General features: G+C 38.4%; 15 protein-coding genes. 4 read left to right on the forward strand and 11 right to left on the reverse strand.

Annotated features, from left to right (window positions below):
- Positions 1-3 precede the first annotated feature (3 nt).
- From lepA to gpr, 4 genes are all read right to left on the reverse strand, one after another.
- Positions 4-1,833, reverse strand: coding sequence for a translation elongation factor 4 (gene lepA, locus MHH70_RS04845; protein ID WP_066171333.1), 1,830 nt, complete (start codon positions 1,831-1,833; stop codon positions 4-6).
- A gap of 416 nt (positions 1,834-2,249) precedes the next feature.
- Complete coding sequence (locus tag MHH70_RS04850) at positions 2,250-3,818, reverse strand: family 10 glycosylhydrolase (protein ID WP_342472696.1); 1,569 nt, start codon at positions 3,816-3,818, stop codon at positions 2,250-2,252.
- 292 nt (positions 3,819-4,110) lie between these two features.
- Positions 4,111-4,935 carry a stage II sporulation protein P gene (spoIIP, locus tag MHH70_RS04855; protein WP_066171339.1) on the reverse strand — a complete coding sequence of 275 codons (825 nt, stop codon included), beginning with the start codon at positions 4,933-4,935 and terminating at the stop codon, positions 4,111-4,113.
- A 53-nt stretch (positions 4,936-4,988) separates the two neighbouring features.
- Entirely contained in the window at positions 4,989-6,008 is a 1,020-nt protein-coding gene (gpr, locus tag MHH70_RS04860; RefSeq protein ID WP_066171342.1) for a GPR endopeptidase, read from the reverse strand.
- Between the two features lie 165 nt (positions 6,009-6,173).
- On the opposite strand from gpr, the gene rpsT reads away from it, so the two are divergent.
- The 3 genes from rpsT (at position 6,174) to MHH70_RS04875 (ending at position 7,702) form a co-directional block, all read left to right on the forward strand.
- A complete protein-coding gene (gene rpsT / locus MHH70_RS04865) occupies positions 6,174-6,422 on the forward strand; it encodes a 30S ribosomal protein S20 (RefSeq protein ID WP_066171347.1) in 249 nt (82 codons plus the stop codon).
- Between the two features lie 118 nt (positions 6,423-6,540).
- Positions 6,541-7,236, forward strand: a complete 696-nt coding sequence (locus MHH70_RS04870; protein WP_342472697.1) for a response regulator transcription factor — start codon at positions 6,541-6,543, stop codon at positions 7,234-7,236.
- A 178-nt stretch (positions 7,237-7,414) separates the two neighbouring features.
- On the forward strand, positions 7,415-7,702 hold the full coding sequence (locus MHH70_RS04875; protein ID WP_342472698.1) for a YesK family protein: 288 nt from the start codon (positions 7,415-7,417) through the stop codon (positions 7,700-7,702).
- A 140-nt stretch (positions 7,703-7,842) separates the two neighbouring features.
- Here MHH70_RS04875 and MHH70_RS04880 read toward each other — a convergent pair whose 3' ends face one another.
- Both MHH70_RS04880 and holA read right to left on the reverse strand, forming a co-directional pair.
- On the reverse strand, positions 7,843-8,790 hold the full coding sequence (locus tag MHH70_RS04880) for a c-type cytochrome (RefSeq protein WP_342472699.1): 948 nt from the start codon (positions 8,788-8,790) through the stop codon (positions 7,843-7,845).
- A 288-nt stretch (positions 8,791-9,078) separates the two neighbouring features.
- On the reverse strand, positions 9,079-10,092 hold the full coding sequence (gene holA, locus MHH70_RS04885) for a DNA polymerase III subunit delta (protein ID WP_342472700.1): 1,014 nt from the start codon (positions 10,090-10,092) through the stop codon (positions 9,079-9,081).
- Between the two features lie 205 nt (positions 10,093-10,297).
- On the opposite strand from holA, the gene MHH70_RS04890 reads away from it, so the two are divergent.
- Positions 10,298-10,468, forward strand: coding sequence for a YqzM family protein (locus MHH70_RS04890; RefSeq protein ID WP_082799124.1), 171 nt, complete (start codon positions 10,298-10,300; stop codon positions 10,466-10,468).
- Positions 10,469-10,684: 216 nt separating this feature from the next.
- On the opposite strand, the gene MHH70_RS04895 is transcribed toward MHH70_RS04890, so the two are convergent.
- The 5 genes from MHH70_RS04895 to rsfS form a co-directional block, all read right to left on the reverse strand.
- A complete protein-coding gene (locus tag MHH70_RS04895) occupies positions 10,685-12,997 on the reverse strand; it encodes a DNA internalization-related competence protein ComEC/Rec2 (RefSeq protein WP_342472701.1) in 2,313 nt (770 codons plus the stop codon).
- Positions 12,966-13,541 (reverse strand): ComE operon protein 2, encoded by a 576-nt coding sequence (locus MHH70_RS04900; RefSeq protein WP_066171365.1) that lies wholly within the window; start codon positions 13,539-13,541, stop codon positions 12,966-12,968. The genes MHH70_RS04895 and MHH70_RS04900 overlap by 32 nt, the downstream gene beginning before the upstream one ends.
- Before the next feature lie 70 nt (positions 13,542-13,611).
- A complete protein-coding gene (locus MHH70_RS04905) occupies positions 13,612-14,223 on the reverse strand; it encodes a helix-hairpin-helix domain-containing protein (protein ID WP_342472702.1) in 612 nt (203 codons plus the stop codon).
- Between the two features lie 423 nt (positions 14,224-14,646).
- A complete protein-coding gene (locus tag MHH70_RS04910; RefSeq protein WP_107942455.1) occupies positions 14,647-15,384 on the reverse strand; it encodes a class I SAM-dependent methyltransferase in 738 nt (245 codons plus the stop codon).
- Positions 15,384-15,728, reverse strand: a complete 345-nt coding sequence (rsfS, locus tag MHH70_RS04915) for a ribosome silencing factor (protein ID WP_066171375.1) — start codon at positions 15,726-15,728, stop codon at positions 15,384-15,386. Before rsfS ends, MHH70_RS04910 begins: the two co-directional genes overlap by 1 nt.
- Positions 15,729-15,731: the final 3 nt, after the last annotated feature.

Genomic DNA, 15,731 nt, shown 5'->3' on the forward strand with positions numbered 1-15,731 from the left:
TAGTTATTTCTGGTCGTCCATCTTCAGCACAGCCATGAATGCTTCCTGAGGAACTTCTACAGAACCTACTTGCTTCATGCGCTTCTTACCTTCTTTTTGTTTATCAAGAAGCTTGCGTTTACGAGAAATATCTCCACCGTAACATTTTGCTAGAACGTTTTTGCGGATGGCTTTAATTGTAGAACGCGCGACGATTTTTTGTCCGATTGCCGCTTGTACAGGCACTTCGAATTGCTGTCTAGGAATTAATTCTTTCAGCTTTTCTACAATTACTTTACCGCGCTCGTAAGCAAAATCACGGTGGACGATGAAGCTTAGTGCATCGACATGTTCGCTGTTTAATAAAATATCCATTTTTACAAGCTTTGATGGCTTATAGCCAATAAGCTCATAGTCAAATGATGCGTAGCCTTTCGTATTTGATTTTAAATAATCAAAGAAATCGTAAACAATTTCCGAAAGTGGGATTTCATATTGAATGCTAACGCGTGTCGTATCGATATAATCCATGCCCATGAAATTACCGCGCTTCATTTGACATAGCTCCATTACTGCGCCAACATAATCATTCGGAACCATAATTGTCGCCTTTACATAAGGCTCCTCGATGCGATCAATTTTTTGTGGGTCTGGCATCATCGATGGGTTATCAACACGAAGTGACGTGTCATCCGTCATAAATACTTCATAAATAACAGATGGTGCTGTTGTAATCAAGTCAATATTGAATTCACGCTCGATGCGCTCTTGAATAATTTCCATATGCAGTAAGCCTAAGAAGCCACAGCGGAAGCCGAAGCCAAGTGCTTGTGAAGTTTCTGGCTCATACTGTAATGCAGAGTCATTTAACTCTAATTTCTCCAACGCCTCACGTAAATCATTATATTTTGCTGTATCAATCGGATATAAGCCACAGAATACCATTGGGTTTAATTTACGGTAGCCCGGTAATGCTTCTGTTGCGCCTTTACTGCCTGCAAATGTTACCGTATCACCAACACGTGTATCTTGAACATTTTTAATAGAAGCCGTTAAATAACCAACATCCCCAACTGTTAACTCTGCTTGTGGCACTGATTTTGGTGTATGAATCCCTACTTCAATTACCTCGAATTCTGCACCAGTAGCCATCATGCGGATTTTATCGCCAGGTTTCACTGTACCATTCACGATTCGGATTGAAATAATAACACCTTTATATGCATCATAAACAGAGTCAAAAATTAAGGCTTGCAACGGCGCTTCAGGGTCACCCGCTGGCGCAGGCACTTTTTCTACAACTTGCTCTAAAATATCCTGAATCCCAATACCGGCCTTAGCTGATGCTAAAACTGCCTCTGATGCATCTAAACCAATAACATCTTCAATTTCCTGCTTGACGCGCTCTGGGTCAGCAGCAGGCAAATCGATTTTATTAATAACTGGTAGAATTTCTAGGTCATTATCCAAAGCTAAATAAACATTTGCTAATGTCTGCGCTTCAATCCCTTGCGCCGCATCAACAACTAAAATAGCTCCTTCACATGCCGCTAAGGAACGCGATACTTCATACGTAAAATCGACGTGCCCCGGTGTATCAATTAAATGGAATGTATACGTTTCTCCATCTTTCGCCAAATATTTTAATTGGACAGCATTTAATTTAATCGTGATGCCGCGCTCACGCTCTAAGTCCATGGAATCAAGTAGCTGCGACTTCATTTCGCGCTGTGTTACTGTTTGTGTTGATTCTAAAAGTCGGTCCGCTAATGTCGATTTCCCATGGTCGATATGGGCAATAATCGAGAAATTTCGGATATTCTGTTGTCGTTTCAAACGTTCTTCTCGGTTCATGTATATGTTCTCTCCTAAATGTAAACTATATTAAATTATACTATGAACAATACATAAAGCACAACATTAGACTAAATGGGAATGCGATTGTATCAACAACTCAGCACATTTAGATTGTTTTTTGATTATGTAAAATAAGACATATTCGTGTGTGCTTTAACTAATACTAGTTCAGATTTTTTTGAGCAAACAAGTAGAATTTCTCACGCCTGCGGTTTTAAGTCAACATAACGTTTATCTCCTAGTTATTATAATGTTTTTACAGGAAGCTCTTTAGGCATCTACTGAATTAAGCAACAAAATAAAAAAATACAGGAAGGATAGTTTTTCTTTGTTAACATCTAAAGTTTTTACCTATTCCTGTATCCATTGCAAATGGGCGGGTGATTCGAGATGAAGAGCCTAAAATAGGCTGGTCATTTGCCTTCTTTCACCACAAAAGCATTTTTGCTTTCCACACCTGTGGCAGATATAGCAGTAATACCATATGTATAGCTATGTTTAGCAAGAGCTGTCTTATCCACAAATGCGGTAATACCATTCATATTATAAACAACATCCACTATGTTTTTGGGATTATCATAGGAGCCTTCACTGTTTCCTACAAAACGATAGATTACATATTTGCGTGGCTGTATCGCATTTTCATCTATAATTTCAATTTTACGACCACTTGCTTCCTTCGTCACTTGTACAAAAGTTGGTTCGGCAGGCGCTGTCGTATTATCCCAAACCGTACCCGGTGTCAATGCTGTATAGTTATATAGCTGCTGATTAACAATCGTTGCATAGCCTAATTTATTGCTTTCCATACTTTTTAAAGAAAAATGCATTTGCCCCATAGCCGCTGTTTTTTCTGAGCGATTAGCAAGTATTTGATTTGGTAGCTCCATTTTATTTTTCCATGCTGCATCACTATCATTGCCAACCTTGTAATCAGCAAGTCCAATATATAGATGAACGGGATGCGTTTTTGTATATGTTTGTACTTCATGGCTCCACCAATCTAACAACGTTCCGTATTTGGCAACAGATAATGTTCTTGACCAATAAATTTGTGGTGCAATGTAATCAATCGTGCCATTTTTAATCCATGTTCTTACGTCCGCGTATAAATCATCATAATTATTGACGCCCGCTTTCGTATCACTTCCTGTTTTATCTACCGATTTATTACGCCATACACCGAATGGTGAAATACCGAACTGTACATGTGGCTTTGTCTCTTTAATAGCTATATATAGCTTTTTTACAAGCTGATTGACATTATCTCGTCGCCAGTCCTCCACCTTTTTAAAGGAGCCGCCATATTTTTTATAGGCAGATTGGTCTGGAAAGGCTTCTTTCGCAATTTTGTATGGATAAAAATAATCATCCATATGAACTGCATCAATATCGTAATTGGCTACTAGCTCTTTTACTGTTTCTACTAAATAGTTTTGTACTTCTGGTAAACCGGGATTTAGATAGTATTGCTTACCATATTTAACAACCCAGCCCGGATTTGTTCTTGCCACATTATTTGAAGCGAGGTCTGATAATTTTTGGCTAGGCATTGTGACACGATACGGGTTCATCCATGCATGTAACTCCATCCCCCGTCTATGTGCTTCCTCTACCATAATCGCCAGTGGGTCGTAACCCGGATTTGTTCCTTGCTTTTTCCCTGTTATATAAGAAGACCACGGTGCAAGCTTCGATGGATACATCGCATCATTTGTTGGTCTTACTTGATAAATAACCGTATTTAACTTGCTTGCTTTTAATTTATCTAATGTTTGACGTACCCAAGCTATGTATTGCTCCTTCGTCATGCCCGCTTTCATATCGATGTTAAGAACTGTTGAAATCCAGACAGCACGCATTTCCGTCTTCGGTTGTTCAGTGCTTGCTGACACTGGATTAACAGCAACTGTTGATAGGCATAAAATAAAAATTATCAAGACTAAACTAACAAATTTCCATTTACTATGTTTTCTTTTCATAATTCCTCCACATGATTATTTTCCTATTTTAGTATACGACAAGTGCTAGATACATGCTAGAATATCAAGCATTTCAGCGATGGGAAAATGCAAAAAAACTGCCGAGAAAGCTACTAACTATTTTCTCGACAGAATTTTTATTTTTTAATAATATACATTGCTCAATACATAATCGCTATAAATTGTGTGCGTGTAACAGAATCATTTGCTTTGAGGTAACCAACTTCATAGAAAAAATTGCTGAATCTTGATAAAATAATCTACCTCAGCAGTATGACGATATGCCTTCTTACTATATTTTCTCATTCGCATTAATTTTTGCAATAGCCTGTGCCAATACTGCTACTGTACGCAAAATTTCTTCTTCGGTATTATCAATGCCGCCAAGCTCTACTAACAGCATTTTATGAAATAAATCTTGATTATACACACCATCTACACCTACACCAGACTTTTTCATCACACCTCTTGAAATTCCGGGTACAATATTGTTCATTGCTGTATGCAGTGCTTCAGCATACGTCAAATTCCCTTCATAGCCTGGGTGGTCTAACCCAACAACGAACGCGACTTTTGCAAAGTTCATTTCAGGTGTTTCTAATGTTGTCACCTTTCTTCCAACTGCGTCACGATGAAAATCGATTACTAAATCGTATAAATTTGTTGCCAGCTCCTCTTGAATATACGGACGCACAACTCGATATGCTTGGTGAAAATCTGCCCCTTGCTGCTTCATTACATTCATCACATCAACGTCCAGCACAGTTCCTTGCAAATTATTTAATTGGAAATGATTAAGCATTGCCTGTTGCATTGTAAAAATATTCGTTTGCTCATCATACACTGCCTGCATACCTGTTTTACTTTCTACAACAGGCTTATATGCCTCATGAGAATGCGTGTAAACAAACAGAATTTCCAAAGGTTTAGGCGTGGCATTTACAGGACTAGGATTGATAGTTGTTGCAGCAGCATAAACGACCTTTTTTTCTGGTACAGATTCAGATTCAGTTTCCTTTATAGCCACATGGTTATTCGGAAAAGGAAGCTGTCCCATAATAATTGGTAGTAAAAATAAAACAAAGAGCAGCAGAAAAAAGCGTTGCATCACTTTCATAGCTTGCATCCCCTCCTTCCACTACTCTATGGAAGGAGAAGAATGTTTAGAACTTATGAATCCGCTGTAGTTAAATGGAATAAACTGTTTGAAATTAATAGCGCATATTGCATAAGCCATATATCGACTTCCTTTGGTGTGACGATAAAGCGCTCCTGTGCATGAAATGCTTCTTCAAATAACTGTCTTTTATCATCAATTGACCATGTCGACCATTCACCAAAAATCGGCTTCACTAATGATAAATCGGCATTCTGCGTATCTGAGCGCCAGCCTGTTACAGAAAGTTTACCAGAGGGCTTCTCACGCTCGCTAATACGCGCCGCTATCGAACGAAATACCATATCAACTGCATCGGCTATTAGCACAGTCGCCTCCACGACAGTCGGAATACCGATAGCTAATACAGGAATCCCAAGCACCTCTTTTGATATTTCTGCACGCTGATTGCCAACACCAGAACCCGGATGAATGCCTGTATCCGTTAATTGAATCGTACGGCATAGTCGCTTACTGCTCCTTGTCGCAAGTGCATCAATAACAATAACGGCAGCTGGCTTAATTTTTTCCGCTAAGGCTTTTACAAATTCACTCGTTTCAAAGCCCGTTTGCCCCGTTACCCCCGGCGCATACATGATGAACTGTTCATTCGGATTTTCTGAAAATGCGCTTTGTAACTCATCAATTGCTATCGGTCCAATTGCATCTGGTGTAATCGTTTTATTACCTAGCCCTACAATAAGTATTTTATTTGGAGATTGGTAATGAATATCTTTTAACAGCATGGCAATATACTTTTGCAAAACTTGCTGCAATTGTGTAAAGCCATCCGTATCACTTGGGTAAAGCGTTGGAATCGACAGTGTTATATATGTTCCTTGCTTTTTGCCAATCTGCTGTTCTCCTTCTTTTGATACAGTTACCTTCGTAATCTCAACGCGCTGCTCACGCAGTTCTTCCATCAAAACCCCGCTTTGTCGCGCTGTTCTTTCCTTCTGTTGCTGGGATTCATACGTTAACACTTCATCTGTTTCATCTACTAAATCCGTTCTACCCCAATTTACTTGTTCCATATTTTCACCTCATTTTTTAGTGTGGTCAAACTGTCAAGTAAATATTCTTTGCATTTATGTATTGCAATTAAGCTTGGGGTTTGGTAGAATGATTTTTGTTGTATTGACACATGAAATAAGTGAGAAGATACTCATCTCGTACCTAATATTTAGGAGGTGAAAGTTATGCCAAATATTAAATCAGCTATTAAACGTGTTAAAGTTAACGCAAAAGCAAACGAAGCAAACTCTCAAGCAAAATCTGCTATGCGTACTGCAGTTAAAAAAGCTGAGCAAGCTTTAGTTGCTGGTGCTGAAAATGCACAAGAATTAGTAGTTGCTGCTTCTAAAGCAGTTGATACTGCTGTTGGTAAAGGTCTTATCCACAAAAACGCAGCTGCTCGTACAAAATCTCGTTTAGCTAAAAAAGCTTAAGTCATATATTATGATGATGCTGCACCCCAAAGGTTAGAAAAAATCTAACTTTTGGGGTATTTTTTATCATTCGATTTCTTTCCAGAACAGACTTTATTATTAACTTAAGGTGATTGAAATGAATCAAAAAATTTTAATTGTAGAAGATGATTTATTATGGTGCTCTATCGTTAGTGATTTTTTACAAAATCATCAATATGATATTACCATTGCAAACAGTGCTGAAGAAGCCATGGAAAAGCTAGATACAGATTATCCATGTATGATTTTACTTGATTTACTGTTACCTGGAATGAGTGGAGAAGCTTTTTGCGAATGGGTCAGAAATCATCACATGCATGATATATCTATTATTATGATGAGTAGCAAACATACTATAGAAGATAAAATTAACGGTTTAAAAATGGGCGCAGATGACTATTTAGTAAAGCCTATCAATTTAGAGGAACTACTTGCCCATATTGAAGCTGTATTACGTAGAACAGGATTATTTTGTCAAAAGATAATAAATAAAGGGCTTTGTATTAAACCACGAAAAGGTGAGGTTTTACTAAACGGTAAACAAATCAGTTTGACAAAACATGAGTTTATGATGCTATATTATTTCATGAATCATCCTAATATTATCCTTTCTCGCGAGGATTTAATTACACATTTATACCCAAATATTGAACGAGAAGTATTAGACCGCACTATTGATGCACATATCAAAAAATTAAGACTTAAAATTGAAAATGACCCTAAAAATCCAACTCGAATTATAACTGTTCGAGGCTTAGGTTATAAATATCTTGACGGCAATCAAATAAAATAAGCTTTCTTGAATTTATACTTTGCTCTTTTGATGTTAATAAAAAAGCGATTGTCCCAAAAGCATTGCACCGCCTGCCTTTAAGACATTTTCGATAATGTTTAAGCAAGTCTATTTTCGTAAACCTTGTTGCTTTTTGACAGATATTACTGTGGTAGAATACAGTAAGGGGGTTAGATTGATGGAAGGTTTTGAAGTTTTTATTTATATTGCGTTCGGAGCAACTGTGCTTTTGGTTGTCGCATCGATACTTTTGAAAAAATTTATTCCAGAGAAGAAAGATACGTATCTTAGTATTAGTTTTTATGGGCTACTAATAATAAGCATAGGTATTGTTATTATCGGCTTGTTTATAGGTGGTTGGAGTGGTATGGGTTATGGGCTTATTGGGGCCTCTATTCTCGTAGGTACAATAATAGGTCGTATTATAAACAGTGTCACAAGTTACTTTTTTGGCAAACAAAATTAATTGGGGTGGCAAGTTAAAAAAGTCATTTGTTTTGTAAGTACATGAAAAGGAAGAATTTCGTTTCTTTACTGCCAAAACACCATTGTCAGCGTCCAAAATGCCAGTTAGACAAAGCTTTTTGGACGCCTCCTTAAGTCAGTTTATTTAAAATCTGCTAATACTTCTTCCCAATTAATCGTACCATCTTTTACTTGGTCACGTCGCTCCTTCGTCATAATATCAGAAGGTTTTCCACCTTGTGGCCAATCTTTATCATGACCCGTCCACTCTGGGCGGTCTTGAGATAAAATATAAGCGGCTAAATCTGCTGCATCTTGATCAGATAGAGAGCCAGCCGCACCTATAGGCATATATGCTTGAATATAGCCAGCCATTTTTGACATACGCCCTAAACCTGCCCCATCATTAAATGATTCTGGTCCCCATAAGGCCGGGCCTGTGTTCGCACCATTTCCGGTCCCATCTACTGCATGACAAGCAACACATGATTGTTGATATAGCTTTTCCCCATCTGTCACGCTTGGTGTCGGCACCTTTTTCATATCTGCTGATTTTGCCCATGGTCGTTCCTGACCAATTGTCACACCTTCAGAAATATATTTAAAATAGGCAACCATTGCTTCAAGCTCATCACTGTTTACTTCAAATTTTTCACCATTCATGCTTCGAACCATACAGCCATTAATCCGTTCTTCAATTGTTACAATATCACCTGAGCGAGCGATATATTTTGGATAATCTGCCATTACACCTACAAGGGATGCTACATTTTCATCTAAGCCAGCCCCTGCGTGACAACTCGTACAAGACAAATTGGCCCCAACCTTCTCTTCCGCATAAATATGTGTTTCGTTAAAAAGATTAAAGCCATAAATAATATCTTCTTTCATTTTATTGTCTGGCACGTCATCCATACTAATTTTAGGAAATAAGTTACTTGCTGTAGTTACTTGATTTGTACTTACTAGTATGGGAGTTTCCACTATTAGTTCTGGTGTTTCTGAAACAAACTTTTGATTAACATAAGAACCAATTCCAATTGAAATAATGACACCGAGCCCAATTAATACTACTTGAAATATTCTCATAATCGTTCCTCCTCCTTTACCTACAGCATACTAGAAAGGAATAGGAAAAAATGGCTTTTGTATCATTTTCCATTAGATTGCCAAAGTTCTAAGAATGATATAGAACAATATTTTATTTTCATCAAATTTTCATATTCCATCTGTATAATTAGAATATTGTTTATGAAAAAAGTTTTTAGATGAAAACTATAGCGGCTGTTCCGAAATAATCTCTCAAACAGCTCTATCGCTTTCTTGGATTTGAATTTTATAGTTTTCATCTTCTAGTTCGTCAAAAAACCCCTCCTTTTAAAGGAGAGGTTTCATTAAAAATAGCTCTAAAATACGTGCTCGGTTGTTACTTGCTGATTTTAATTGTAAATCTACAGTGGCAAGTGCGTTGAGCGCCTGTAATAATCGCTCCGCTGATGGGCGATTGCGCTGTTCAAGTATCATTTTTATGCGATATGGATGGACTTTTAGCTGTTTAGCAATTTGCTGTGGATGATAGCCTTTTGTTAATAAATAAAACGCCTGGCTCATTGTACGAATATTTGAAGCTAGCAAGCCAACGAGCATAATTGGCTCCTCTTTTTGGCGTAATAAATCATGATAAATCGTTAACGCCTCCGCCTGTCGATTGCCTAAATAAGCATTCAACATTTTAAAGGCATCATGCTCCAAAGTTTTCGCGACAAGCTCCTCCACAAGCGCTTCCGTTATTTCATGCTCTTGCCCTAAATAAAGCGCCATTTTTTCTAGCTCCATTTTTAGCTGCAACATATTGGCACCTACCGTTTCCACTAATCTCACTGCGGCTCCGTCCTCAATCGCTTTTCCCGAAGCCTCGATTTCAAGCTTAATCCACACATACAAATCTTGCTCCTTCGGTGTTTCAGCCGCAATTAAAACCGAATGCTCCTTCATTAACTTTGTTATTTTTTTACGCTCATCTAACTTTTCATACGGCGCTATAAAAACAGTTACTGCGGTATCGGTAGGATAAGACAACCAAGTTTCCAAACGCTTTAAATCATGCTCTATTTTTTCCTTCCCTTTTTCTGTCGCCTTTAAAAAAGAAGCATTTTTAGCAATAATCAATTTTTTGTCTGTAAAAAAAGGCAATGTGTCTGCTTCATCTATTACAATATCTACAGGCTGCTCAGCTAAATCAAAAGGAATCATCTCGACTTCCTCCTGCTCGCTTAACGCTTCCTTCAAACGTTTTATCGTCTCATCTATAAAATACGTTTCCTCGCCAACAATCAAATAAACAGGTGCAATATCCCCTTTTTTTATATCTTGCCAAATTTTTGTAATCATCACGAAACCCCTCTTTTACTTCATCGCTCCTAGTATAACATTTCTCTTCATGCAATGGGGCGCACAAAATTGTCAGAATTGTTTGCGTGCCTGGCACCGACAAAATTGCGACAATTTAGCACATACTATGGCGAGGAAAGTTCGATTGCATATGGATTTTTGCAATGGCTTGACTTATAATTGAAAAAGAGTAGGAGGGATATATATGGCAGGTCATAACGATCCAAATTACGTAACAGAAAACCCATTTGAAGGCCGCGGTCGCGCTTCTCAACGCAATGATGCTATCGATGCTGGTATTGGCTTCGTCGTACCTTTTGGGGTATTTACAATAATGTTCATCATCGCAATGATTGTAGAAGTAGCTACTCGCTAATTTTTGAAAAAAAAAATTGTCTGAAAGGCATGCGAACGCAATGCTTTTCGGACAATTTTTTTGTTGAATTAATTTCCGTTTAGTTTAATATATTTTATTTTCCAAAGTATACATACAATGATTTTAAAGCCTTTGCTATTAGCTTTAAAATGAATAAATCAAAATGTGTTTTCATTTGTATCTCATGATGCTTTCGTCTTTTAGATACCTGTCTCGTCATTCAAAATGCATTGCCATTGTCTCATATGTTAGCTTATTACCATCCCATTTGACGGTTATCGTTCCTACTTCGCCTGTTACTAAATAAAAAATATTGTTGTTCTGTAAACGTGCAACTACTTCGAGATGCGGATGGTTATAGCGATTGTTTTTCCCAGCCATAATGATGGCTAACTGTGGATTCGTTGCCTCAACAAATTCATCAATACTTGATGTTTTACTCCCGTGATGCCCAAGCTTTAATATACTGACATCGCGAATGTCCTCATAAGCGGTTTGTAGCAGCGCTATTTCTCCTTCGCGCTCTAAATCACCCATTAATAATACTTTTAGTGCATCTGCTTCCATTAATAAGACGAGCGAATCATTATTGCCCTCGTATTCAATATCTTTTGGCCATAAATAGCGAAATTGGATATTTTCTGTTTCCCAAGCATCACCTACCAGTTGTTCTCGGATGATTAATTTCTGTTTCTCTGCCTCTCGTAAAAAATCAAACATAACAGCCTTTTCTAACGAACGAGGCGATACATGTACTTCACGTACTGCTATTTCACGCAATATTTCTTCAGCACCTTCTACATGGTCGGCATCGGCATGACTCAAAATTAATTTATCGATTTTTCCGATTCCTTTGCCTTTTAAAAATGGCACAACAATTTGACGTCCCACCTCATATTTATTATGACGCCGCTTCCACTCCTCTTGCTCAAAGCGTAGCAAGCCGCCTGTATCTATAACATAGACTGCCCTGCGATAAGGCAACTCAATCACAATACAGTCACCTTGTCCCACATCAACAAAGGAAATGAGCAATTGCTTATTTGTATAAGGGAGCAGTTGCACAATAAACGCTGGTACAATAAGCACTGCGATAGCAAGATGCCATTTTTGTCGTTGTAAAAAATACAACGCTATGCAGGAACTGCTAAATAGCAATAACAGAACAATTGTTGTGGGCTTGCCAGCAACCCACATTTGATAAGGGATGCTCTGTACAAAAAGAATAAACTCCGTTAACAGCAAACGACACGGCTCATACAAGAAAAACGCCATTTCCGCAAGCGGCTTACATATATAGGTCAATAACAGAAATAATAAATTCAGCGGTAAAATCACGAAAGAAAATAAAGGGACAAACACAACATTGGCGATAAAAGAGGATAAGCTAATTTCATAAAAATGCAGTAATAACAATGGATAAACAAGCACTTGACATACGCATGTCATCATAAATGTTTGGGCGAGTATACCTTGCAAGGCTGCTAGTAGCTTTGATGATAAAATTAAACTAAGCGCTGCCAAATAAGATAATTGAAAGCCAATTTGATACAAGACAGCAGGCTGCCAAATAACAAAAACAATAAAGCTAATTGCCATTGCGTCCAAAGCAGACAGTCGCCATTTAAAATAGCGCGCTAACATAACAATTTCCACGACAAGAACAGCTCTCCAAATAGAAGGTGCTCCACCTGCCACTATTGCATAGGTAGGTAAAAGAATTAATAGTAAAAGCGTCGCTAGCTCCTTGCGAATGCGCATACGTAAAAGCGTCTCAAAAAATAGCTTGGAAAGGAGCGCGACATGCAACCCAGAAATGGCAAATAAATGTGTAATGCCAAGCTTTTGATAAGCCCTATTCAATTCGACATCAACTTGCTCCTGCGAGCCGATTAATAAAGCTTGCGCTTCTGCAACAAGATTCGCAGGAAAACTTTTTTCTATATGATGCAGCATTTGAAAGCGTTGTTGGGCTAAAAGGCTTGTGATAAAATGCTCCTTTTCAATAATGCCCATAGAGGAAATTTCTAAAACCCCGCGCGCATGCTTACCCTTTAAATACTCAGTCATAGCAAAGCTATAAGGATGTGCTGGCATTTCAGGAATTACTAATTCCCCCTTTACTAGAAAACTTTGACCTGCTAAGGAATATTCGCTATAATATTTCTTTTCCTGCTCGTTATTCATTTCATAATGCACATAAAACTTCCGCCCATTATCTGCCTTCATGAAGCCGCGCAATGATGCACCATCAATTTTATAGTCGCCTGTCCAACTAAGCGTTATAGGCATTTCGAAGGGCTTATCTAACTTATTTATTTGCCAGATTGTATAGCAATAAACAGCAACACAAACAATTGTTAACCACATTAAATGCATGTGTGGTAGTCGCTTATATTTACAAAAAGCAAAAAGCACAGCTAGCCATAAAAAAAGCCATAGTGACTCAAATGCTGCACCTACTGCAATGAGAACTACTATGGCATAGTATAACCATTTATTTTTTAAGTAATTGACCAAAAAGCGCATTCACCTTCTCTTCTAAAGGATGCAATTCCTCTTGAGAAGCACCGTAACTACGCAATTTTTCAAGCATCGTCAATAATAGTTGCAATTTTTCCTCCTGCAAAAAGTCAATTTTTGCTTCGTCGAATGGAATATGCTTGACATTGACATCGGCTTTCGCTAATAACTCTAATGCATAGGGATTATTTTTATAATCCTTTGCATAATAAACATTTTTTATACCTGCTTGAATAATCGTTTTTGTACAAGGCAGACATGGAAAATGGGTTACATACAAATCTGCTCCATTCGCAGGTGTACCATATTTAGCACATTGCAATAAAGCATTCGTTTCGGCATGTACTGTACGCACACAATGATTGTCAACAACATAGCAACCTTTCTCAATGCAATGTTCGTCTCCGGAAATGGAGCCGTTATAGCCACCTGCAATAATGCGTTTTTCCCTTACGATTGTGGCGCCAACCGCAAGCCTTGTACATGTGCTTCTTAATGCTAATAAATGGCTTTGTGCCATGAAAAATTGATCCCACGTAATACGCTCCATATGACAACCTCCAAAATTTCTTAACTTTAGTTTAGTCTTTTCGTGTAATTGGCGCAACGGGGTTGTAGAATTAGTTCACTTTAATTAAATCTTTTATTCGCTCAAAGGATTTTTCGCCAATACCAGACACTTTTTTTATATCATCAATCATTTGAAATTTCCCAGCTTCATTGCGATAGCTAATAATCGCCTGTGCCTTAGCTGGCCCAATGCCGGGTATAGTCATTAGCAATGCTTCATCTGCAGTATTAATATTTACCTTTGTCGGGGTTTTGTTTTGACCATTTGGATGTGAAACAAAATTTATTTCTGCCATCTCTTCTCCTTGAAAAGGCACATAAATCACCATTTCATCCTGTAGGCGCTGGGCATGATTAATCATTTTCGTGTCTGCTTGCTCCGTATAACCACCGGCTAATTGAATGGCATCAATAATGCGATGTTCTTCCGTTAATTCGTATACGCCAGGAAATTTAACTTGCCCTTTTACATCGACAACTACGGCTAAAACGCTTATTACCTCTTCCAAATCATTTTCGCTAGCTTGTTCGAGCTGCACAGTCGCAGGAATGATTTCTACTGTTGCTGAATGGTTTTGTTGAAGAAAAAAATAGAGGAGTCCAATGATAAGAGCACTGGGGAGTAGCACCCTTTTACCGTATTTTTGAAGGTATCGTTGCATACCACACCTCTCTAAGAAGGAGGTAAATTCATATGGAGCTACCCTCACTATACAAGATTTTACCAATGATGAAAAGCCCTTTTATTTTATGTAAAAAGGCGAGGCTGTCTAAAATAGCTTTGCAAACATCATAAGCAATTTCACCTCGAACCAGCATGCGAAGAAAATCTCTCCTATCCGAATCAATATGATGCTGCTTGTCCAGCCACTGAAATAGAGCATTCCTCTCACCACTTTATAGAAGTGTAGGATTTCTGCTAAATCAAGCTAAATAACTTTATCAGTTACGCTCGGATTTTTCCAAGCTGTGACGTCCGCCGGAGGCATATGTCAACACGATATTGGTCACCCAGTATGTCGGGGGATTCTCTTTATCAGCGGGTGGTTTGGACACCCGCTGAAAGAAATTAAATAGCACCTTACCTATTTTATCGCGCGAATAAAAATGCGCTCGCTTTCCTCCTCAGGCTGTTCAGTCGACCAGTCGGCTGTTATATGCACCTCGCTAAAGCCGGCTACATAAAGCCATGCTTCGTACTTTTCTGGGGCAAATGTGCGTTGGTAGTGCTCCTCATCAAAGCGTTCATATAAGCCCTCAGTCGCCTCTGCAAAAAAAGTCATGTAATGATAAATCGAATGCGGCTCTTTTCCTTGCTCTGTATGCCAAACATAAGTAATTTCTCCATCATCATAAGTGAACGGGCTTTCTAGAAAAATTTCATCCATTTTATAAAGCGAGTGGACATCGAAAAACAATTGTCCACCTTGGCGCAAGCTATCATAAATACGCTGCAATGTTTCAATAACAGCCTGCTCCTCACGCAAATAATTTATCGAATCTATTGGGATAATAGCGATATCTAGCTCATGAAAGCCTTCTAGTTGCTCCATCGACATCGAGATTAATGGAATTGATTTATTCGCTGCTGCAAATCGTGCGCTAGCTACCATCAGCATCTCCTCAGACAAATCGATACCGCTTACTTGATAGCCAGCCTCATCTAATAGCGCCGCAAGCACACCTGTGCCACAGCCAATGTCTAATAGAGTTGGGTATTTGGCTTGTGGTGCATAGGCTTTTATCCACTCTACATATTCGTCATATGGGATATCTGTCATTAATGCATCATAAACCTGCGCAAATCGTTCGTAGCTAGCCATTACAGTTCAGGTGCGTCCAATTGAGGTGCATCTCCCCATAGGCGCTCTAAATTATAATAGGCACGCTCATCTTTATGGAATATATGAACAACAACATCGCCTATATCAACTAAAATCCAGCGAGCTGTATCAAAGCCTTCAACGCGCTTCACTTCAAAGCCATTCTCGTGTGCCTTTTCTTGAAGCTCACGTGCAATCGCCTGCACTTGGCGATCTGAATTACCGTGGCAAATAATAAAATAATCCGCCAGTAAGGAAATGCTGTGCATATTTAATACAACAATATCCTCCGCATGTTTATCATCTGCCGCTTTATATGCTAATTGTAATAATGTTTCATTCATTAA

The organism is Metasolibacillus sp. FSL H7-0170 (assembly GCF_038593115.1).
Lineage (GTDB): Bacteria > Bacillota > Bacilli > Bacillales_A > Planococcaceae > Metasolibacillus > Metasolibacillus fluoroglycofenilyticus.

Excerpts from the sequence above, each read along its gene's own strand:
- lepA (WP_066171333.1), bottom strand. The coding sequence starts at position 1,833 with ATGAACCGAGAAGAACGTTTGAAACGACAACAGAATATCCGAAATTTC.
- MHH70_RS04850 (WP_342472696.1), bottom strand. The coding sequence starts at position 3,818 with ATGAAAAGAAAACATAGTAAATGGAAATTTGTTAGTTTAGTCTTGATA.
- spoIIP (WP_066171339.1), bottom strand. The coding sequence starts at position 4,935 with ATGAAAGTGATGCAACGCTTTTTTCTGCTGCTCTTTGTTTTATTTTTA.
- gpr (WP_066171342.1), bottom strand. The coding sequence starts at position 6,008 with ATGGAACAAGTAAATTGGGGTAGAACGGATTTAGTAGATGAAACAGAT.
- rpsT (WP_066171347.1), top strand. The coding sequence starts at position 6,174 with ATGCCAAATATTAAATCAGCTATTAAACGTGTTAAAGTTAACGCAAAA.
- MHH70_RS04870 (WP_342472697.1), top strand. The coding sequence starts at position 6,541 with ATGAATCAAAAAATTTTAATTGTAGAAGATGATTTATTATGGTGCTCT.
- MHH70_RS04875 (WP_342472698.1), top strand. The coding sequence starts at position 7,415 with ATGGAAGGTTTTGAAGTTTTTATTTATATTGCGTTCGGAGCAACTGTG.
- MHH70_RS04880 (WP_342472699.1), bottom strand. The coding sequence starts at position 8,790 with ATGAGAATATTTCAAGTAGTATTAATTGGGCTCGGTGTCATTATTTCA.
- holA (WP_342472700.1), bottom strand. The coding sequence starts at position 10,092 with ATGATTACAAAAATTTGGCAAGATATAAAAAAAGGGGATATTGCACCT.
- MHH70_RS04890 (WP_082799124.1), top strand. The coding sequence starts at position 10,298 with ATGGCAGGTCATAACGATCCAAATTACGTAACAGAAAACCCATTTGAA.
- MHH70_RS04895 (WP_342472701.1), bottom strand. The coding sequence starts at position 12,997 with ATGCGCTTTTTGGTCAATTACTTAAAAAATAAATGGTTATACTATGCC.
- MHH70_RS04900 (WP_066171365.1), bottom strand. The coding sequence starts at position 13,541 with ATGGAGCGTATTACGTGGGATCAATTTTTCATGGCACAAAGCCATTTA.
- MHH70_RS04905 (WP_342472702.1), bottom strand. The coding sequence starts at position 14,223 with ATGCAACGATACCTTCAAAAATACGGTAAAAGGGTGCTACTCCCCAGT.
- MHH70_RS04910 (WP_107942455.1), bottom strand. The coding sequence starts at position 15,384 with ATGGCTAGCTACGAACGATTTGCGCAGGTTTATGATGCATTAATGACA.
- rsfS (WP_066171375.1), bottom strand. The coding sequence starts at position 15,728 with ATGAATGAAACATTATTACAATTAGCATATAAAGCGGCAGATGATAAA.